Source organism: Microbacterium wangyouchuni (genome assembly GCF_054072595.1).
This window is the reverse complement of the sequence record NZ_JBSVRM010000008.1, coordinates 83702-103597: the sequence shown is the minus strand read 5'-3', so window position 1 is coordinate 103597 and position 19896 is coordinate 83702. Positions and strand designations below refer to the sequence as shown.

Here is a 19896-nt window from a genome sequence, read left to right as displayed (position 1 = left end):
GCACCATCAGGACGCCGCGCTATGCGGCAGGCGCTCAGCCGCGGAAGAAAGCTACTCCGAGGTCTGGGTGGTCGACGAAGACACCGTCCACGCCGGTGCGTGCGATCGCCGCCCACTCCCCCTCATAGTCGCCGAATGCGGGCTTACCTCCATCGCCACGGAACTCCGCCGAAAGGAAGGCATTCTCGGGGCGGGCCGTCCAGGTGAAGACCTTCAGGCCACGGGCGTGGGCATCTGCGACGATTGTGTTCTGCTTGGCCAGCAGCATCCGCTTATTGACGCTGATGCCATCGACCTGACCGATCAGGCCATTCAGTCCCTCCGGTGTGACCGTCGCTTTGTACGTGGGTGCCGCCCGTCCGTGCGCGACAAGCTGATCGTAGGGGCGACCGGATGCCTCGATCAGATAGATGTACGACGCCGAGATGTCGTGCTTCTGCAGGTGCCGAAGCACGGTGGATTCGAACGCCTCGATCACCAGCGGAAGTTCGCCATCGGCCCACCCGGCCGCCCGCAGGTCGCGCACGATCAACGGCACGAGATCCAGTCCGATGCTCGCGAAGTACGTTGCGTGTTTGACCTCGAGCACGACGCCGATCTCGCGTCCGTGCTCAGCAGATGCGGCGCGCACCAGATCGAGAACGTCGATCAGGCGCAGGATGCCCTGCGCGCCGTTGAACGACGCGCTCGAGGTGCGGATCTTCGGTAACCGCTCGGTCACCCGCAGCGTCGCCAACTCACTCCAGGTGAAATCCTCGGTGAACCACCCGGTCAGCGCTTCGCCGTCGATGCGTTTGGTTGTTTTGCGATCAGCGAACCGCGGATGCTCGGCGACATCAGTCGTGCCCGAGATCTCGTTCTCGTGCCGAACGACCAGGACACCGTCTTTGGTGGCCACGATGTCCGGCTCAACAGCATCCACACCCATTGCCAAGGCGAGCTCGTACGAGGACCGGCTGTGCTCGGGTCGGTAACCAGGCGCGCCCCGATGACCGATGACGAGGGGAAACTTCCTGGGCATGCTCTCAGCGTAGAACACCCCCTGCAAAGAAAACGCCCGCTATCGTTGAGGAAAGCGACCTATATACCCCACTTGGAGTGAGGCCCACCGATGAGCAATTTCGCGTTCAACAATCCCGCTTTCCAGAAGCAAGACCCCCGTAATGTGGCGACCTATCCGGGTAGCCCACAGGCCGGGGCTCAGACTGCTTCGTTCCAGCACGCCGGCATGGATGCTGCCGCGAACGCGCAGCTGGAGGGAATGTACGCCGCTCCCCCCGCCGGCGCCATCGAAACCGACCGGATGACTGTCGAGGACACCGTCTGGAAGACCGCAGGTCTCTTCGGGATTCTGCTGGTCACCGCCGTTATCGGCTGGATCTGGACGCTCGGTGGCACACAACTCGCCTCGGCGGCCTCCATCTCGATGGTGCCCTGGCTGATCGGTGCGCTCGGCGGATTCGTCCTCGCCATGGTGATCACCTTCACGTCGCGCAAGAAGGTGCGCCCGGCGCTGATCTTCGCCTATGCGGCTCTTGAGGGTCTGTTCATCGGTGGCATCTCGGCGTTCTTCGAGGTGCTCTTCCCGGGCATCGTTCTGCAGGCGACGCTTGCCACGGTCGCGGTGGTCGGTGTCACCCTCGCGCTCTTCGCCAGCGGCAAGATCCGCGCGTCCAAGAAGATGACCAAGATCTTCATGATCGCGATGATCGGCTACCTGGTCTTCTCGCTGTTGAACCTCGTGCTGATGTGGACCGGCGTCAACGACAACGCCTTTGGACTTCGCAGCGAGGAGATCATGGGCATCCCGCTCGGACTCATCCTCGGTGTGCTCGTGGTCTTCATGGCTGCTTACGCGCTGGTCCTCGACTTCGATCAGATCCAGCAGGGTGTGCGCAACGGCGCTCCCCGCCAGTTCGGCTGGATGGGCGGCTTCGGCATCATGGTCACCGTCGTCTGGCTGTACGTCGAGATCCTGCGCATGATCGCGATCGCTCGCAGCAACTAGTCTCTGTGCTTTAAGGGTGTCCGTCTCGTCCGAGGCGGGCACCCTTTCGCATTGAGGGCGCGCCTGTCAATGGGTTGCGTCGCTTTCTTGGGCGGAGCATGATTGCCTCACCGTCACCAACGACGTAAGGAGCACATCATGGGATTTCTTGGATTTCTTATTCTCGGCCTCATCGCCGGTGCAATCGCAAAGCTGATCCTGCCCGGCAAGCAGGGCGGCGGATGGATCGTAACGCTGATCCTTGGCGTCGTCGGAGCGCTCTTGGGCGGATGGATCGGAGGCATGCTCTTCGGCCGTGGCCTGGAGGAGTTCTTCGACCTCGGCACCTGGGCCCTCGCCATCGGTGGCGCGATCATCGTGCTCCTGATCTACGGTCTGATCGTCGGACGAGGTAACAAGGTCCGCGACTAACACCGACTACTCGGAGGCTTTCACTTCCAGAAGGGCGCGCTCCCTGTCGTTCCCCGCAAGTTTTGCGGCGGTGGCGAACTCGGAGCGCGCCTCTTCTTTGCGCCCCAGACGCACCAGCATCTCACCGCGGGTTGCCGGCAGCAGGTGGTAGCCCGGCAGGGAATCGGATGCGACCAGCCGGTCGATAATGCGCAGAGCGGATGCCGGCCCGGTCGCCATCGCAACCGCAGCTGCCCGATTGAGTTCGATCACCGGCGAGGGCGCGATGTGGCCCAATGCCTCGTACAGCACGACGATCTGTTCCCAGTCGGTGTCATCGATGGCTGCTGCGATGGCATGGCACTCGGCGATTGCGGCCTGCAGTGCATAGGCGGTACGTCCGCCACCGAGTGCGTCGGCTCTGGCCAGCGCCGCCCGTCCACGGGTGATGCGACTACGGTCCCAGCGGGATCTGTCCTGGTCGGCCAGAAGCACCGGCTCGCCCTTCGCATCCGCCCTGGCAGGAAAACGCACGGCGGTGAGTTCCATCAGAGCGAGCAGACTGTGGGCATCGCGCTCTTTCGGCACGAGCGAAGTGAGTACGCGGGTGAGCCGGATGGCCTCGGCGCCGAGTTCAGGGCGCATCCAGTCTGCGCCGCTGCTCGCCGCGTGCCCCTCATTGAAGATCAGGTAGAGCACGCCGAAGATCGCGCTCAGACGTTCGGCATACTCCTCGCGAGGCGGCACTTCGAACGGCACGTTCGCTGCGGTCAGCGTCTTCTTCGCTCGCACGATGCGCTGCTGCACTGTCGCAACCGGCACGAGGAAAGCGCGCGCGATCTGCTCGGTGCTGAGCCCCGCGACAACCCGCAGGGTCAGCGCGACACAGGCTTCACGCGAGAGCACAGGATGGCACGAGATGAAGACGAGCCGCAGCACGTCGTCGTCGATGACGTCGGGGTCCCAGGGGTCGGCATCCGCGGCATCAGCCTGTTCGCGTTCGAGGTCATGGGCGATCCCGGCGATGCGATCGTCATAGCGCTCTTGGCGGCGCCATCCGTCGATCGCCTTGCGTTTGGCGACGGCGGTCAGCCATGCTGCGGGATTACGCGGCACGCCCTCAGCGGGCCACTGCTTCAAGGCATCGATGAGGGCTTCCTGGGCGAGGTCTTCGGCAAGGCTGAAATCGCCGACCATGCGCGTGAGCGTCGCGATGATCTTGGCTGATTCGATGCGCCAGACAGCGGCGATGGCACGCTCCGCCTGCTCGACGGAGCGTGCCACCGCGTGGCCAGACCGATCGGTCATGACTCCTGCGCGCGCTTCGCCTGTTCGCCGCGCATGATCTCTTCCTTCTCGATCCACTCGTTGTCAGCAGGGAAGTCTTCGACTCCGGTGACCCGGCGCACCTCGAGAAAAGAGCCGGGGCCGAGCGGGGCGCGCCCTGCCCACTGCGCAGCTTCTTCCCGGGTGGAGACCTCGATGATCCAGAAGCCGTTGAACAGCTCCTTCGTCTCGCCGTAGGGGCCGTCCGTGACCAGTGGCGTTTCCGCCGAGAAGTCGACGACGAAGCCCTCAGCGGCGTCCGTCAGGCCTTCGCCGGCGAGAAGCACTCCGGCTTTCATCATCGACTCGTTGTACTTGCCCATGGCTTCGATGACCTGCTCGAATGGCACGTCCTTGTATGCCTCTACAGCCGCGTCGGTCGCTCGCATGATCAGCATGAACTTCATGATTGTTCTCCTTCAGTCGCGGGTCGTTTTAGACCCTCTCACTGAAGACGTCGAACGGGAAGAGCTCAGATCGACACAGAGCAGAAAGTTCTTCGCGCTGAGATATCGCAGAACAGCACTAATCTCGCAGAAGCTGCCGAGGAACCTGCGAAATTCGTGTTGTTCTGCGAGAACAGTGCCTGCTAAAGCGGAAGCGGCTCGCGCCTACTCCCACTCAATGGTTCCCGGGGGCTTCGAGGTCACATCGAGCACTACACGATTGACGTCGCGCACACCGTTGGTGATGCGGTTCGAGATCTTGGCGAGCACGTCGTAGGGCAGACGCGTCCAGTCAGCCGTCATCGCATCCTCGCTGGAGACGGGACGCAGCACGATCGGGTGACCGTAGGTGCGGCCGTCGCCCTGCACGCCGACCGAGCGGACGTCTGCGAGCAGTACGACCGGGCACTGCCAGATCTCGTTGTCGAGGCCAGCCTTGGTCAGCTCTTCGCGAGCAATGGCATCGGCTTCACGCAGAATCTCCAGGCGATCGGCTGTGACCTCACCAACGATGCGGATGCCGAGGCCAGGGCCCGGGAACGGCTGGCGTCCGACGATCGCCTCGGGAAGACCGAGGTCGCGGCCGATCTGGCGCACCTCGTCCTTGAAGAGGGTGCGCAGCGGCTCGATGAGTTCGAAGTCGAGATCTTCGGGAAGACCGCCGACGTTGTGGTGCGATTTGATGTTCGCGGTTCCCGCGCCGCCGCCAGACTCGACGACGTCGGGGTACAGCGTGCCCTGCACGAGGAACTTCACCGGCTCGCCGGATGCCTTGGCCTCGGCGACGAGGTCCAACTGCACCTTCTCGAACGCACGAATGAACTCGCGGCCAATGATCTTGCGCTTCTGCTCGGGGTCGGTGACACCCTGGAGGTGACCGAGGAATGTGTCTGCGGCATCCACCGTGATCAGGCGCACACCCGTCGATGCGACGTAGTCGTTCTCAACCTGCTCGCGCTCACCCTTGCGAAGAAGTCCGTGATCGACGAACACGGCGGTGAGCTGGTCGCCGATCGCCTTGTGTACAAGAGCCGTGGAGACAGCCGAGTCGACGCCACCGGAGAGCGCGGAGATGACACGGGCGTTGCCGACCTGCGCGCGGATACGCGCAACCTGCTCGTCGATGACGTTGCCGCTGTTCCAGTCCGCGGCGAGCCCGGCCGCCTTGTGGAGGAAGTTCTCGATGATCGCCTGGCCGTGATCGGAGTGCTTGACCTCGGGATGCCACTGCACGCCGTAGAAGCACTTCTCTGCGCTGCCGAATGCGGCGACGGGAGTATCTGCCGTGGATGCGAGCACCTCGAAGCCCTCGGGGGCACGGGATACCTGGTCGCCGTGGCTCATCCACACGTTCTGGGTGCTCGGCTGGCCGCCCATCAGCACGCCACCGTCGTTGGCGATGACCGCGTCGGTGGCGCCGTACTCACGAAGACCGGTGTTGGCCACTTCGCCCCCCAGAGCCCGCGCCATGACCTGGAATCCGTAGCAGATGCCGAGTGTCGGGACGCCGAGTTCGAAGATTGTGTTGTCCAGCGACGGCGCGCCCTCGTCGTAGACCGAGGAGGGACCGCCCGAGAGGATGAGAGCAACGGGGTTCTTCGCGCTGATCTCAGCGGCGGTGACCGTGTGCGGAACGATCTCGCTGTAAACGCCAGCCTCGCGCACGCGTCGCGCAATGAGCTGTGCGTACTGAGCGCCGAAGTCGACGACGAGAACGGGGCGCTGGGCGGTGTCTGCGCTCATCGCGCGGCCTCCTGGGTCTGGGATTCAGCAGCGATCGCTGCTTCACGGGATACGAGGTAGGCCTTGACCTCACGGGAGACCTTCGCCTCCATGATGAACGAGAGCACGGGCACGATGCCGCCCAGGGCGAGCACGATGAACCGCGGGAACGGCCAACGCATCAGGCTCCACATGCGGAAGCAGGCGAAGAGGTACACGACGTAGAACCAGCCGTGCGCCACGAGAATGAAGAGCGAGAGGTTTGCACCGCCCGCTGTCTGCCCCGTCGAATCGAGCTCGCAGCCCATCCCGCCCGGGACGAACAGCGAGTACCACTGGCATCCGTCGCCGACGATGACCGGCGCAAACCAGAGAAGGCCACCATCGCCACCGGCGAAGAGTTCCACGTGGATCGGGCTGTACTTCAAGATCATCTCGGCCAGCAGCAGAAGCAGCATGACGCCGGTGATGATCGACGCGATCTGGTAGAACGTCAGCGCCCCGCGGATCTTCGGGAATGAGGCGACTTTCGGTTCAAGCATGAAGTCCAGTCTAGCCGTGCCTGGGGTGGACGAACGCCGAAGACCGGCGGGATAACTCCCACCGGTCTTCGCGCGTTCGGTCAGCTCTCGGTGTCCTCGATCTCCCCGACGTTGCGGCGGCGTCGGAGCACGAGGAACCCGGCGCCGAGCAGCAGCAGAATCGCGCCGATCACGATGTACGGAGTGGAATCCGCACCGGTTCCTGGCAGCTGTCCGCCGCCGCCAGGAGCCGCGGTCACCACGAGTGTCGCCGTCGCTTCAGCACCATCGGGCTGAATGGCGGCGAGCGTGTGGTTGCCTGCTGCCGTGTTCTTCGGCACCGTGATGGTGGTGCTGAACGTTCCGTCTGTCGCGACCGTCACCGTGCCGACCTGCACCGGTGCAGAGCGCAGTTCCAGCACCAACTCGAGGCCGGCTTCGAACCCTTCACCGCTGACGACCAGGGTGCCGCCGGCTACGACCGAAGTCGCGCCGAGCTTGATGGTTCCTGGTGCGTCCGGGGCATCCGGTGCGTCAGCGAACATGATCGGAAGCTGCACACTCGTGCCGGCTTCAGCCGTCGCCACGGTGAGCTCCTGGGCCCCGAAGACATCTTCAGGAACGGTGAAGGTCACGCTGGCGCGACCTGCTTCATCGGTGGTGTCTACCGGCGTGGAGTCGACCGCAGCGCTTGCCAGCACCGACTCCCCGAGCGAAACCGTGACGTCGCCGGGAGCCGCGTCACCACCGGTGAAGGCCAGCGAGGAAAGATCAAGTGTGACCTCATCTCCCGCACTGTAGCCATCGGCATCCGGGGCGCTCATCACCACGCCCACCGCGCGCTGCGCAAGATCCGGTGTTGCCGTGCCGTTGGCATCGAACCACTCCACCATCGAAGATAGGTCGCTCTTGCCGGTGTCGGCCTGGTTCGCACCGTCAGCCAGCGTGGTGAAGTTGTCGCCGCCGGATGCGAGGAACGAGTTCGCCGCAACCCGATAGCTAGCCTCAGCATCGATCGCCTCACCGTTCAGGGTGACGGAGGTGATCCGCTCCCCCGCTGCTGCCGTCGGATCGTAGGTGTACTGCACCCCTTCCGAGACGCCGAGCTTGAGGAACGGCCTGCTGGAGCCCTCCGGCTGCCACTGTTCCTCGAGCACGCTCTTGAGCTGAGCGCCGGTGAGGTCGAGAGTGACCAGAGTGTTCGCGAACGGCTGCACGGTGGCGGCCTCACGGAAGGTGACGTTGCCGTCCGGGTCAGCCGTTCCCGAGGAGGCGTACGTCAAATCGGTGCGGATACCGCCCGGGTTCATCAGCGCGAGGTCCGAGTCCGTCGCCCATTTGTGCACGTCTGCGACGAAGTTTCCGATCGTCGATTCGCCGCCGCGGTTCTCTGAAGCATCCGTCTGGCGCGCACGGTTGAAGTCGGCCGTGATCTCGCCCACCGGCTCTGCCCCGAGCACATCGGCCTCGGCGACAGCCGCGTCGACGATGTCCTGCACGTCCTGCACAGCGGGATACAACGGGGCCCCCTCCTCATCGGTGAGAGGCATGATCTCGTTGGTGATCGAGATGAGTTCCTTCGACTTGGCGTCGACCTGCAGGTTCATCAGACCGAAATTCTCGCCGTACTGACCGGCCGAGACAACGGGTCGACCGTCGATGACATGGTTGTACGCGAGGTGGGTGTGCGCCGAGACGATCGCACTGACCTTGTCGTTCACGCCCGCGACGATCTCGCCCAGAGCCGATTCCGGGGTGATGCTGGCGACGTCGGTCGACGTCGCGCCCTCGTGGACGAGCAGGATCAGCACATCGGCCTCACCATTTGCATCATCACCGTCAGTGAGTTCATCGGCGACCGCGTTCACGGACTCCGCGATGTCGCGAACTTCGAGATCTGCGATTCCCTCCTGAGCGACGAGCGATTCGAGCTCTTCCGTCACCGCGCCGATGAAGCCGACCTTCACACCATCGAGTTCCGAGACCCAGGCCGGAGCGAGCGCCGTCTCACCCGTTTCGGTCAGGAACACGTTCGAGGAGATGTACTCCCAGTCCGCCCGGTCCTGCACGCGGTCACGCAGGTCTTCCCAGCCCTGATCGAACTCATGATTTCCGGCGGCGCTGACATCGAGCCCCGCGGCGTTGAGAGCGTCGATCGTCGGATTGTCGTCAGCGATGAAGGACGTGAAAGTGGATGCCCCGATCAGGTCACCGGCTGCCGCGAACACCGTGTTCGCGTTCGCATCGCGCACCGACTGCACAGCACCCGCCAGAACCGCGGCTCCTGCAGCTGCTCCGTCCGCTTCGATGCGACCGTGGAAGTCGTTGATCGTGACGACGTCGATACTCACCGGCGGCACGGCGCTGGAGACGCCGACAACCACCGGATCGTGATCGCTGGAGCGGAACGGCGTGCCGGATTCAGCGGCGCCGAAGGAATAGCCGCGGTCGCTCCACTCGGGCGAGTTGATCGTCCATACGCCGGTGCCGGTCACCGATGCCGCCAGCGCGGGCGACGCGATGGCGTGATCGAGCGAACCGAGCTCGCCGTCGAAGGTGTAGGTGTACTGACCGGCGGCCTGCGCCGGTACCAGATCGGTCCAGCCGGCCTGGGCGAAGACATCGATCGGGTCTTCCTGGGCGTAGGCGTTGAAGTCGCCGAGCAGGAGGATATTGTCGCTGCCGCTGCTCTCAGCCAACGTCTGCGTGAAGCCGAGCAACGATTGTGCCTGAGCGGTGCGGTCTTCGTTGAAGAAGCCCTGGCCGTCGGCCGGTTCGTCCCCGCCTTCCTCCGGCGGCGACTTCGACTTGAAGTGGTTTGCGACCACCGAGACGAGCTTTCCGTCGATGTCGAAGGTCTGCGCGATCGGTTCGCGAGCGTTGTCCCACACCTCTTCGTCGATGACCGTGGCGCTGTCACCGACGGGGGTGACGGCATCCGTCCGGTAGATGATCGCGTTGGTGATGACATCCGTCGTCGCGGTGTCCTGCAGGGCGACCGGGGTCGGTACATAGCCCCAGACCTCGGAGCCTGCTGCGGCGTTGAGCCCGGCAACTAGATCAGCGACAGCGGTGTCGACCGGCTTGCCGAAGTGGATGGAGTTCTCGATCTCCATCAGCGCGACGACATCTGCGCCGAGGCCGCTGATCGCGGTGACGATCTTGGACTTCTGAATCGCGAACTTCTCCGCGTTCGCCGCACCGCGTGCTTCCGGGTTTTCGCTGCGCAGTGTCGTGAAGTAGTTGAAAACGTTGAACGCGGCGATCTGCGCGTCACCGCCGACGTCGGGTGCGGTGTCGCTGCGCGGGTTCTCGGTCGTGAACGTGGCCTTGTACGCTGCATCGCTCGAGTCATCGATGGCGATGACGGGCTGCAGCCGCCAGTCGTCGAACCCGTACTGCAGCACATAGCCGTTCTCAGCGAAGGAGACGACGTCACCGTTACGCACTGTCGTGCCGGTGGTGAAGTACGGTTGCTCGCCCGGGTGCGCATTGCTCACGACCTGCGAGTTCCAGCCATCATCGAGCAGAATGCGCTCGGCGCGGTTCTGCGCGGCGATCGTATTGGCATCCGAGCCCGGTCGCGTGGTCTCGGTGCTCTTGACGTTCAGCTCTCCGGGGTTGAGCCACAGCGTTCCGAAGTTGTAGAGCTGGTGACTGGATGCCAAGCGGTACGTGCCCGAAGGGGACACGAACATGTTCTCGTAGGCTTCACGATCCGTGCCGATCACCGAGTCCGGGAGCGGTGTCACCGCAGGCACGCCGACCGCCGCAGTGACGACGGCGACGTCTTGCTCAGCGGCGGGTGCGATCTGTGTCTGACCGTAGTTCTCCGAGACGACGCCGGTCACCGTGACGAGGTCGCCGATTTCGAGCGTGGGTGCGAGGCTGTTCAGGTAGACGAAGATGCCATCGGATGCCCCGGGCGTAGCATCCGTCTCGCCACCGCTGCCCGCGGTCTGAATCGAGATGCCCGCGTAGCCGCCGACACGATAGTCGCCGGTAACGATGCCCTCGACCGTGACTGTCTGGCCGACAAACGGCGAAGATTCGCCGGTGCCCTGCACAGCGGCGATCGACTGCGTTGCGGCAGAAGCGGGAGCTACAGCAAGCCCACCGAAGGCGAGAGCCGCAGTCGCGATAGCAGCGAGAGCCGCGCGGCGTCCCCGACTGTGAAAAAAGGATGATCCTGTGCTCGGCACTGCACAGTCAGGAACAGACATCATTGCGGTAGTTCTCCTCGACGTCGACTCAAGAACTTCGCGCGCCGTCGTGAGGCACACGAAGAGGCGTCCCCCAGTACACACATCTATGTGTGATTCAGGCGCCTAGCTGTGAGCATATGGCTCCCCGCCGACATCCTCAATGGTGTTCGCCGAATGGCCACCACCGCGTCACCGTAAAACGTGCTCGTCAAGCGGCGGTCGCGCGTTCCTCGAACTCCTCGACTTCGAGCTCCCAGCGGTCCTTCGCCAAGCGATACCAGATGTAGAAAGCGAAGCCCGCGAAAACAGCCCATTCCAGCGCGTAGAAGACGTTCAGCCAGTTGACTGTGGCGAGTTCTTCCGGTGCCGGGGAGACGATATCGATCAGTGCCTCAGGAGCATCCACAGCAGCAAGATAGGTCCGGTAGACCGACAGTTCCTCGATGTCGTGCCACTGCCCCAGCAGCATGGCCGGAGACATCCTGTTCATCGAGTGCGGGTCGTCCTTGGTCGGCAATGCCGTGCCCTCATCCGAGATGATGCGGCCCAGGACCGTCGATTCGGTGCCGGCAATCGTCTGCTCAAGAACGGATGCCGCGGCATCCGCTGATTCTTGATCCGGGGCCCACCCCAGCGCCACGGCGATCGAAGTGCGCTCGGCGACACGCAACTGGCCGGTCACCCAATACCCTTCGACGTCGTCGTTGAAGCGCGCTGATACGACGAGAAAGTCGTCGGCGATCCAGGTGCCGGTGGTTTCCACTCGCTGTCCGACATAGGGCTCGGGCAGATACTCCCCCGGAGAAACCACATCCCGGAGCTCTCGGACATCCTCGGTGATCCCCACCGGGGCGGGATCAGTATCGATCGCACGTTCGAGCTGCCACTGCCCGAGGAACGCAAACACCCCTGCGACGACCAGGCACGCGATCAGCACTCCGATCCAGCGTGCACGGAGCATGACCTCGCGAAGGGTCGGTGGGAATTCCTGGGGTGTCGTCACAGCGTGCAGTACTCGTCAGGCCTGTTCGTATGGAGCAAGCACAACTTCGACGCGCTGGAACTCCTTGAGATCGGAGTATCCCGTAGTGGCCATCGACTTGCGAAGTGCGCCCATGAGGTTGGCTGTGCCGTCGGCGACCGGCGCCGGTCCGTACAGGATCTCTTCCAGCGTGCCGATGCCCCGGGTCTCGACGCGACGGCCGCGCGGAAGGTGCGGGTGATGAGCCTCCGGGCCCCAGTGGAAGCCCCGGCCCGGAGCATCCGTGGCACGAGCAAGCGCGACGCCGAGCATGACGGCATCCGCGCCCATGGCGAGCGCCTTGACGATATCGCCAGACGTGCCCACGCCACCGTCGGCGATCACGTGCACGTAGCGTCCGCCGGATTCGTCGAGGTAGTCACGGCGGGCGGCGGCGACATCAGAGACGGCGGTGGCCATCGGGGCGTGGATGCCGAGCACCGCTCGCGTCGTGGATGCTGCTCCCCCGCCGAATCCGACGAGGACGCCTGCGGCGCCGGTGCGCATGAGGTGCAGAGCTGCCGTGTAGGTGGCAGCGCCGCCGACGATCACCGGAACGTCAAGGTCGTAGATGAACTTCTTCAGGTTCAGCGGCTCGGCCACGCTGGAGACATGCTCAGCGGAAACGGTCGTACCGCGGATGACGAACAGGTCGACACCGGCCGCTGCGACGGTCTCGTAAAGCTCCTGCGTGCGCTGCGGCGTGAGAGAACCCGCGACCGTAACACCACCCTCGCGGATTTCCGCCAGACGTGACTTGATCAGCTCGGGCTTGATCGGCTCGGAGTACAGCTCCTGCATCCGCACCGTCGCCTGGGCAGCGGGCAACGAGGCGATCTCGGCGAGGAGCGGCTCGGGCTTCTCGTAGCGGGTCCAGAGACCCTCCAGGTCGAGCACACCGATGCCGCCGAGCTTGCCCAGCATGATCGCGGTCTGCGGGCTGACCACGGAGTCCATCGGAGCACCGATGATCGGGGTATCGAAGTGATACGCGTCGATCGACCACGAAGTCGAGACGTCTTCGGGGTTACGTGTCCGCCGTGACGGCACCACCGCGATGTCGTCGAAAGTGTACGCGCGACGCGCGCGCTTGCCTCGGCCGAGTTCGATGTCCATGCTCACCCGTCCAGCCTACCCGCCCCGCAATATGCTTCCCACGTGCGTGAAGTGGCAATAGGCGCCACCTTGAGTGACGCCGAAGTCCGAGAGGTGTCGCTCGTGGTCGCGTCGCTGCATGTGGTGCGACCACGAGCGACCCCTCAAGCAGGGGCAGACGGGATGCCGGAGCCAGGTATATGCCGAGCAGATCAGGCGATCAGCTCTGCGGAGGCGCCATCACCTGTCGACCCGGATGCACCCGATCGCAGGTGCGGCGCCCGAGCGCGCGTGGCTCAGGCCAGCGCACCGGAGGTCGGCACGGGATTCGTGAAGACGTCGAAAACGGGGCAGTGCGCGTCGACGACCTGGCGCAGGTTCTCGTACTGCTCAGCCGTGTCGGGTCCGGTGATGTCGACCTTCACCCGCACGTCTCGGAATCCTGCCCGACCGGACTCATCGATCCCGAAGAGCTTGCGCACATCGAGGTCGCCTTCGGCCGTGATCTCGATCTCGTCGATCGTGAGCCCGAGCGCCTGTGCGTAGAGGCGGAACACGACAACCTGGCACGACACAAGCGCGCCGAGCGCATATTCGACGGGGCTGGCCGCCGCATCGTCACCGGCGAGAGCGCTGGGTTCATCGACGAGGAAACGGTGCTTGCCCGCGCGGATCTCAGTCGCGACCGAGCCGATTCCTCGGCCGACGACCTTGTAGGTGAGTTGGGCGTTCCCCGTGTCGCGAGCAATGCGTTCGTTCCACGCCGTTCCCGCGTAGGTGAGGCGCTGTGTGCGCTCGGCTGCGGTGACGTCGGTGACGGATGCGATCTGGTCTTGAAGAAGAGTCATAGCGCGACGATAACGGCGACGCTGGCCTGCGGCGAAGGAGGCCGTCATCCGCCGTCACATCACAGGATTATGTCGTGGCGCGCGCAGCTCGCTTCTCCTCCTGGAAGACGCGGATCGCCTCGTAGCGCTCGGCGGAACGGGCACGGCGTTTGGACGCCTCCTGCTCGCGGTTCTTCGGCGGCGCGGTGGTGATCAGGCCATCGAGAAGGGCACGGGTCGCCTGCGCGATCTCTGCGACGGCACGGTCGAAGACCACCTGATTGGCGCGGGAGGGTGCGTTCGCGCCGGAGACCTTGCGCACGAACTGCAGAGCGGCATCCTGACACTCCTCGTCAGTCGCGGCGGGTTCCAGGTTGTTCAGCGGGACGATGTTGCGGCACATGCCAGCACGCTACGCCCGTTCCTGAGGTGGCGCGAGTGGTCGCGTCACCACAGCGCGAGCGGCGCGAAGCGACACCTCCCCGCGACGGACTCCCCTCCCGCAGCGTGCCAGGCATCTGCCGCGGGCTACTTCTTGTAGTTGGGCGCCTCTACGACGATCTGCACGTCGTGCGGGTGCGACTCCTTGAGCCCCGCCGCAGTAATGCGCACGAACTTGCCGCGGGTCTTGAGCTCGTCGATCGTGCGAGCACCGACATAGAACATCGACTGACGCAGGCCACCGACGAGCTGGTACGCGACTGCCGAAACCGGACCGCGGTACGGGACCTGTCCTTCGATGCCCTCCGGGATGAGCTTGTCATCGCTGGGCACATCGGCCTGGAAGTACCGGTCCTTCGAGTACGAAGTCTGCTTGCCGCGAGTCTGCATCGCACCGAGCGAGCCCATGCCACGGTACTGCTTGAACTGCTTGCCCGCCTGGAAGACGATCTCTCCCGGTGACTCGTCGGTTCCGGCGAGGAGCGAGCCGAGCATCACGGCATCCGCCCCGGCGACCAGCGCCTTGGCGATATCGCCCGAGTACTGCAGACCACCGTCGGCGATCACCGGGATACCGGATTCACGCGCGGCGAGCGAGGCTTCGTAAACGGCTGTCACCTGCGGCACACCAACGCCGGCTACAACGCGAGTGGTGCAGATGGATCCGGGACCCACCCCGACCTTGACGGCATCCACGCCCGCATCGATCAGCGCCTGCGCACCCTCGCGAGTGGCGACGTTGCCGCCGATCACGTCGATGTGCTCGAACGTGGGGTCTGCCTTCAACCGCTGCACGAGGTCAATCACACCCTGGGACTGCCCGTTCGCTGTGTCGACCACGAGTACATCCACACCGGCGTCGCGCAACGCCTCCGCACGTTCCCAGGCGTCGCCGAAGAATCCAATCGCAGCACCGACACGCAGCCGGCCCTGCTCATCCTTGGTGGCCAGCGGGTACTTCTCGCTCTTGTCGAAGTCCTTGATCGTGATCAGGCCGGCGAGCTTGCCGTCGTCATCGATGAGCGGCAGCTTCTCGACGCGGTGCTTGGCGAACAGCGCGATGACCTCTCCTGCCGGAACACCGACGGGAGCGGTGACCAGGTTCTCGCTGGTCATGACGTCCTTGACGAGTGTGGTCTGACGTTCACGCCCGCTGACGAAACGCATGTCACGGTTGGTGATGATGCCGACCAGGTGTCCGGTGTCGTCGATCACCGGAAGCCCCGAGATGCGGTATCTCGCACACATCTCATCGACCTCTTCGACCGTTGCCTCGGTCGTGGTCGTGATCGGGTCGGTGATCATGCCGGACTCGCTGCGCTTGACGCGATCCACATGAGCGGCCTGATCAGCGATCGAGAGATTGCGATGCAGGATGCCGATACCGCCCTCGCGCGCCATGGCAATTGCCATGCGGCTTTCGGTGACGGTGTCCATCGCGCTGGACAGCAGGGGCGTGGCAACCGAGATGCGGCGGGTGATCCGCGAAGAAGTATCCGCGTCACTGGGAATCACATCGGTGTGCCCGGGAAGGAGCAGAACATCATCGTATGTGAGTCCGACGAAACCGAAGGGATCGGGCTGGTCCATGAAATCTCCTCCTGCAGGCGCGTTGCGGTGTACCAATTCTAAGCGTGCGGAGACCGCGAATATTCCGGTCGAGCGCCGCCTCTGCGACACCCCCGGCATTGCGATCAGGAAACAGTTAGTACGCATTTACCCAAGTCCGCGTTACGCTCAGTGCGACGTCCGTCACTCGACAGCCTCCCGACGGCTGCGCGAGGGCACTCAATGTGGAGGATGCGTGGGACTCAGATCATCGGCGCTTCAGCGCCCCAAGAACACCCTGTGGGCGCTGCTGGCGGCGCTGACAGTCATCTTCGTGCTGGTCGGGATTCCGTCCGGCACGGCTGTGGCAGACACGACCGACGACGGCCAGGAAGTGACAGACTTCTACTTCGCCGGCAACATCACCTTCGAAGGCACGCCGATCGAGGGCGTCACCGTCGCTGTGGACGGCAACGGTTTCGATGCGAAGACGGAAACGGATGCCGACGGCAAGTGGCGGTTGTACGTGCCCGAGAAGGAGCAGTACACCCTCGCCGTCGATGAGGACACGCTGCCCGAGGGCGTCATCGTCGATCAGACCAAACTCCCCGAGGGCGTCGCAGCGGTCGAGGGCACGAGCGGTTCGTTCGAAGCCGAGTTCGGGCTCACCGGAACCAAGATCATCAACCTGTTCCTCGGTGAGGGCGAGCGGGTCACGGTCTCCTTCATCGATCAGCTGATCTCCCGCATGGTGGGCGGCATCAACTTCGGTCTGCTGCTGGGGCTCGCCGCCATGGGCGCGGCCCTCATCTACGGCACGACCAGGCTGTCGAACTTCGCACACGGTGAGATGGTCACCTGGGGTGGCGTCGTCGCGGTGCTGTTCACATCCTTCTGGCAGCTTCCACTGTGGGCCGGTCTCATCGCCGCAGTGATCGGCGGTGGTGCGCTGGGCTTAGCCATGGATGCCGGACTCTGGCGTCCGTTGCGCCGACGCGGCCTCGGCATCGTGCAGTTGATGATCGTCAGCATCGGACTGTCGCTCGCACTGCGATATGTGCTGCAGTACATGGTTGGCGGCGGTACCCATCAACTTCCGGGGGCAAGCCCGACGCCGATGCAGTTCGGACCGATCACCCTGTCGTACATCGACCTGATCAGTATGGGGATCAGTCTCGCCGCCATCCTCGGCATGGCCTATTTCCTCACCCGCACTCGCATCGGCAAGGCGACGAGGGCGATCTCCGATAACCCACAGCTGGCGGCAGCATCCGGAATCGACGTCGACAAGGTCGTACGCATCGTCTGGATCGTCGCCGGCGCGCTGGCGGCGATCTCCGGCGTTCTGTGGACGTACTTCCGGCCTGGTGTGAAGTGGGACATGGGCATGCAGATGCTGCTGCTGATCTTCTGCGCGATCACCCTGGGCGGTCTCGGCTCGGCGATCGGCGCTCTGATCGGCTCCCTCATCGTGGGCATCGCCGTCGAGGTCTCGACGCTGCTGGGTGTTCCCTCCGACCTCAAGTACGCCACCGCGCTGGTCGCACTGATCGTGATCCTGCTGGTGCGGCCTCAGGGCTTGCTCGGGCGCAAGGAAAGGCTGGGCTGACATATGGACTTCGGATCGATCTTCGGCAACACCGCCGCATACATCTTCAGCCCCGTCACGATCGCGTACGCGCTGGCGGCCACCGGGCTTGCCGTGCACTTCGGCTATGCGGGTCTGCTCAACTTCGGCATGGCGGCATTCATGGCCGTGGGCGCCTACGGCTATACGATTCCCGTCCTCGTGTTCGGAGCACCATGGTGGCTCGGCATGCTCATCGGCCTCCTTGGTGGCGCCGTATTCGCCCTGCTGCTGGGTATCCCGACGCTGCGGCTGCGCGCTGACTACCTCGCCATCGCCACGATCGCGACAGCGGAAGTGGTGCGACTACTGTTCTTGACGAGGCTGTTCGAGGAGTGGACGGGAGCGGCAGGCGGGCGTACCGGATACCACGCCAGCTTCCGCTCGGCGAACCCGTTCCCCGAGGGGACCTACGGCTTCGGTCCCTGGACGTACAACGCCACTGAACTGTGGGACCGGGTGTTCGGCCTGATCCTGCTGGCCATCGCAATTCTGCTGGTGTGGGCCCTGATGCGCAGCCCCTGGGGCCGTGTGCTCAAGGGCATCCGTGAGGACGAGGATGCCGTGCGCTCGCTGGGCAAGAACGTCTTCGCATACAAGATGCAGGCGCTCGTCGTCGGCGGTGTGATCGGCGCTGCCGGTGGCATGGTCTTCGTGCTGCCCTCGGCAGTGGTGCCCGGCAGCTATTCGACATCGCTGACGTTCTTCCTGTGGACCGTGCTGCTGCTCGGAGGAGCGGCCACCGTGTTCGGCCCCACTCTCGGTGCGGTGCTGTTCTGGGTGCTGTTCGCGTTCCTCGGCAACCTGCTTCCACAGCTGGCGAGCAACGGCCTGCTCCCGATGACGGCGTCCCAGGCCGAGGTCGTCCGCTGGATCCTGGCTGGTGTCGCGCTCATGCTGATCGTGATCTACCGCCCGCAGGGCATCCTCGGAGACAAGAGGGAGATGACCTTTGTCAAGTGAAAGCACGCCGGTCAAACGGCAGAAGTCAACGGGCCTGGCCAAGGGCGAGGCTGTCCCCGGAGTCGCCAAGGTTGACCCGATCCTCGTCGTGGATGCCGTCGAGCGCCGCTTCGGCGGACTCGTCGCCGTCGACGTCGACCATCTCGAGATCCCCCGCGGAGCGATCACCGCCCTGATCGGCCCGAACGGTGCGGGAAAGACCACCCTGTTCAACCTGCTCTGCGGCTTCGACAAGCCCAACGCTGGCACCTGGGAATACAACGGCAAGAGCCTGGCCGGCATCCCGTCGTTCAAGGTGGCCCGCATGGGGCAGGTGCGAACCTTCCAGCTCACAAAGGCACTGTCGCTGCTGACGGTGCTGGAGAACATGAAGCTCGGCTCCCCCGATCAACCCGGTGAAAAATTCTGGGCCAGCCTGTTTCCCGTGATCTGGCGCAAGAAGGAAGCCGAGATCGAGGTCAAGGCCCGAGAGCTGCTCACGCTGTTCAAACTCGATGCCAAGGAGAAGGACTTCGCCGCCTCCCTCTCGGGAGGTCAGCGCAAGCTGCTGGAGATGGCGCGGGCGCTGATGAGCGATCCCAACCTCGTCATGCTCGACGAGCCGATGGCCGGCGTCAACCCGGCTTTGACGCAGTCCCTGCTCGATCACATTCTCGGGTTGAAGGACCGCGGTATGACCGTGCTGTTCGTCGAGCACGATATGCATATGGTGCGCCACATCGCCGATTGGGTGGTCGTCATGGCCGAGGGCCGCGTCGTCGCGGAAGGGCCACCGGAGACGGTCATGGAGGATCAGGCCGTGATCGATGCGTATCTGGGCGCTCACCAGGACGTGGACCTCGGTGAGGTCACCGGGCGCATCGCGGTGGTATCGGATGCCGAGGCAAGCCGCATCCGTGAAAAAATTGAGTCCGAAGCCGAGGCTGAGCTCGATGAAGGGGAGAAATCATGACCGATGCTTCGCACGTCCGCCAGCAGATCGGCGACGCTGCCCCGCCCGATGATCGCGACATCGTCGTCCAGATGAAGGACGTGCACGCCGGGTATCTCCCGGGCGTCAACATCCTCAATGGTGCGAATCTCGTCGCGCACAAAGGCGAATTGGTCGGCATCATCGGCCCCAACGGCGCGGGAAAGTCCACGCTGCTGAAGGCGATCTTCGGCATGCTGCAGGTGCGTGAGGGCGAGATCACCCTGAACGGTTCGAGCATCGTCGGCCTCAAAGCCGACAAGCTCGTTGCCCGTGGGGTCGCCTTCGTTCCGCAGACCAACAACGTCTTCCCGTCGCTGACCATCGCCGAGAACCTGCAGATGGGGCTCTATCAGAACCCGAAGATCTACAACGAACGCCTCGCGTTCGTCACGGAGATCTTCGCGGAGCTCGGCTCACGGTTGAAGCAGCGCGCCGGATCCCTGTCGGGCGGCGAACGTCAGATGGTGGCGATGTCTCGCGCGCTGATGATGGACCCCTCCGTCCTGCTGCTGGATGAGCCCTCGGCAGGGCTTTCGCCGGTGCGCCAGGATGACGCCTTCATCCGCGTCTCCGACATCAACAAGGCCGGCGTAACGACGATCATGGTCGAGCAGAACGCTCGCCGCTGCCTGCAGATCTGCGACCGCGGCTACGTGCTCGACCAGGGCCGCGACGCTTATGAAGGCAGCGGACGCGACCTGCTCAACGACCCGAAGGTAATCGGCCTGTACCTGGGAACGCTCGGCCAAGACGCCGCCTGACCAGCGCCACAGTGAAACGGCC

Annotated in this window: 17 protein-coding genes; 6 read left to right on the top strand and 11 right to left on the bottom strand. The window is 64.2% G+C overall.

Annotated elements, in window-relative coordinates:
* Nucleotides 1-34: 34 nt before the first annotated feature.
* Nucleotides 35-1021: a glycerophosphodiester phosphodiesterase family protein gene (locus ACW5CM_RS14310; protein WP_438253151.1), complete on the bottom strand. Its 987-nt coding sequence runs from the start codon at nucleotides 1019-1021 to the stop codon at nucleotides 35-37.
* A gap of 90 nt (nucleotides 1022-1111) precedes the next feature.
* On the opposite strand from ACW5CM_RS14310, the gene ACW5CM_RS14305 reads away from it, so the two are divergent.
* Both ACW5CM_RS14305 and ACW5CM_RS14300 read left to right on the top strand, forming a co-directional pair.
* Nucleotides 1112-2008, top strand: a complete 897-nt coding sequence (locus ACW5CM_RS14305) for a Bax inhibitor-1/YccA family protein (protein WP_457125401.1) — start codon at nucleotides 1112-1114, stop codon at nucleotides 2006-2008.
* 138 nt (nucleotides 2009-2146) lie between these two features.
* Nucleotides 2147-2419, top strand: a complete 273-nt coding sequence (locus ACW5CM_RS14300) for a GlsB/YeaQ/YmgE family stress response membrane protein (RefSeq protein WP_438253149.1) — start codon at nucleotides 2147-2149, stop codon at nucleotides 2417-2419.
* Nucleotides 2420-2425: 6 nt separating this feature from the next.
* Here the strand turns inward: ACW5CM_RS14300 and ACW5CM_RS14295 are convergent, their stop codons facing one another.
* The 10 genes from ACW5CM_RS14295 to guaB all read right to left on the bottom strand — a co-directional run bounded on the left by ACW5CM_RS14295 (nucleotide 2426) and on the right by guaB (nucleotide 15592).
* Nucleotides 2426-3706: an RNA polymerase sigma factor gene (locus ACW5CM_RS14295; RefSeq protein WP_457125400.1), complete on the bottom strand. Its 1281-nt coding sequence runs from the start codon at nucleotides 3704-3706 to the stop codon at nucleotides 2426-2428.
* A complete protein-coding gene (locus ACW5CM_RS14290) occupies nucleotides 3703-4131 on the bottom strand; it encodes a YciI family protein (protein ID WP_438253147.1) in 429 nt (142 codons plus the stop codon). The genes ACW5CM_RS14295 and ACW5CM_RS14290 overlap by 4 nt, the downstream gene beginning before the upstream one ends.
* 204 nt (nucleotides 4132-4335) lie before the next feature.
* Nucleotides 4336-5913 carry a glutamine-hydrolyzing GMP synthase gene (gene guaA, locus ACW5CM_RS14285; protein WP_457125399.1) on the bottom strand — a complete coding sequence of 526 codons (1578 nt, stop codon included), beginning with the start codon at nucleotides 5911-5913 and terminating at the stop codon, nucleotides 4336-4338.
* Nucleotides 5910-6434 (bottom strand): DUF3817 domain-containing protein, encoded by a 525-nt coding sequence (locus ACW5CM_RS14280; protein WP_438253145.1) that lies wholly within the window; start codon nucleotides 6432-6434, stop codon nucleotides 5910-5912. Before ACW5CM_RS14280 ends, guaA begins: the two co-directional genes overlap by 4 nt.
* Nucleotides 6435-6514: 80 nt before the next feature.
* Nucleotides 6515-10636: an ExeM/NucH family extracellular endonuclease gene (locus ACW5CM_RS14275; protein WP_457125398.1), complete on the bottom strand. Its 4122-nt coding sequence runs from the start codon at nucleotides 10634-10636 to the stop codon at nucleotides 6515-6517.
* 190 nt (nucleotides 10637-10826) lie between these two features.
* Nucleotides 10827-11621, bottom strand: a complete 795-nt coding sequence (locus ACW5CM_RS14270; protein ID WP_438253142.1) for an SURF1 family protein — start codon at nucleotides 11619-11621, stop codon at nucleotides 10827-10829.
* 15 nt (nucleotides 11622-11636) lie between these two features.
* Nucleotides 11637-12755: a GuaB3 family IMP dehydrogenase-related protein gene (locus tag ACW5CM_RS14265; RefSeq protein ID WP_438253687.1), complete on the bottom strand. Its 1119-nt coding sequence runs from the start codon at nucleotides 12753-12755 to the stop codon at nucleotides 11637-11639.
* Between the two features lie 275 nt (nucleotides 12756-13030).
* Entirely contained in the window at nucleotides 13031-13582 is a 552-nt protein-coding gene (locus tag ACW5CM_RS14260) for an OsmC family protein (protein WP_457125397.1), read from the bottom strand.
* 67 nt (nucleotides 13583-13649) lie between these two features.
* Entirely contained in the window at nucleotides 13650-13964 is a 315-nt protein-coding gene (locus tag ACW5CM_RS14255) for a DUF2277 domain-containing protein (RefSeq protein WP_457125396.1), read from the bottom strand.
* Nucleotides 13965-14089: 125 nt separating this feature from the next.
* Entirely contained in the window at nucleotides 14090-15592 is a 1503-nt protein-coding gene (gene guaB / locus ACW5CM_RS14250) for an IMP dehydrogenase (RefSeq protein WP_438253139.1), read from the bottom strand.
* A 214-nt stretch (nucleotides 15593-15806) separates the two neighbouring features.
* On the opposite strand from guaB, the gene ACW5CM_RS14245 reads away from it, so the two are divergent.
* The 4 genes from ACW5CM_RS14245 to ACW5CM_RS14230 all read left to right on the top strand — a co-directional run bounded on the left by ACW5CM_RS14245 (nucleotide 15807) and on the right by ACW5CM_RS14230 (nucleotide 19874).
* The gene (locus ACW5CM_RS14245; protein ID WP_438253138.1) at nucleotides 15807-17159 is read left to right on the top strand and encodes an ABC transporter permease subunit; all 1353 of its coding nucleotides are present in this window, start codon (nucleotides 15807-15809) and stop codon (nucleotides 17157-17159) included.
* 3 nt (nucleotides 17160-17162) lie between these two features.
* The gene (locus ACW5CM_RS14240) at nucleotides 17163-18140 is read left to right on the top strand and encodes a branched-chain amino acid ABC transporter permease (RefSeq protein WP_438253137.1); all 978 of its coding nucleotides are present in this window, start codon (nucleotides 17163-17165) and stop codon (nucleotides 18138-18140) included.
* Nucleotides 18130-19092: an ABC transporter ATP-binding protein gene (locus ACW5CM_RS14235; RefSeq protein ID WP_457125395.1), complete on the top strand. Its 963-nt coding sequence runs from the start codon at nucleotides 18130-18132 to the stop codon at nucleotides 19090-19092. The genes ACW5CM_RS14240 and ACW5CM_RS14235 overlap by 11 nt, the downstream gene beginning before the upstream one ends.
* A 71-nt stretch (nucleotides 19093-19163) precedes the next feature.
* Complete coding sequence (locus tag ACW5CM_RS14230) at nucleotides 19164-19874, top strand: ABC transporter ATP-binding protein (RefSeq protein ID WP_438253686.1); 711 nt, start codon at nucleotides 19164-19166, stop codon at nucleotides 19872-19874.
* Nucleotides 19875-19896 lie beyond the last annotated feature (22 nt).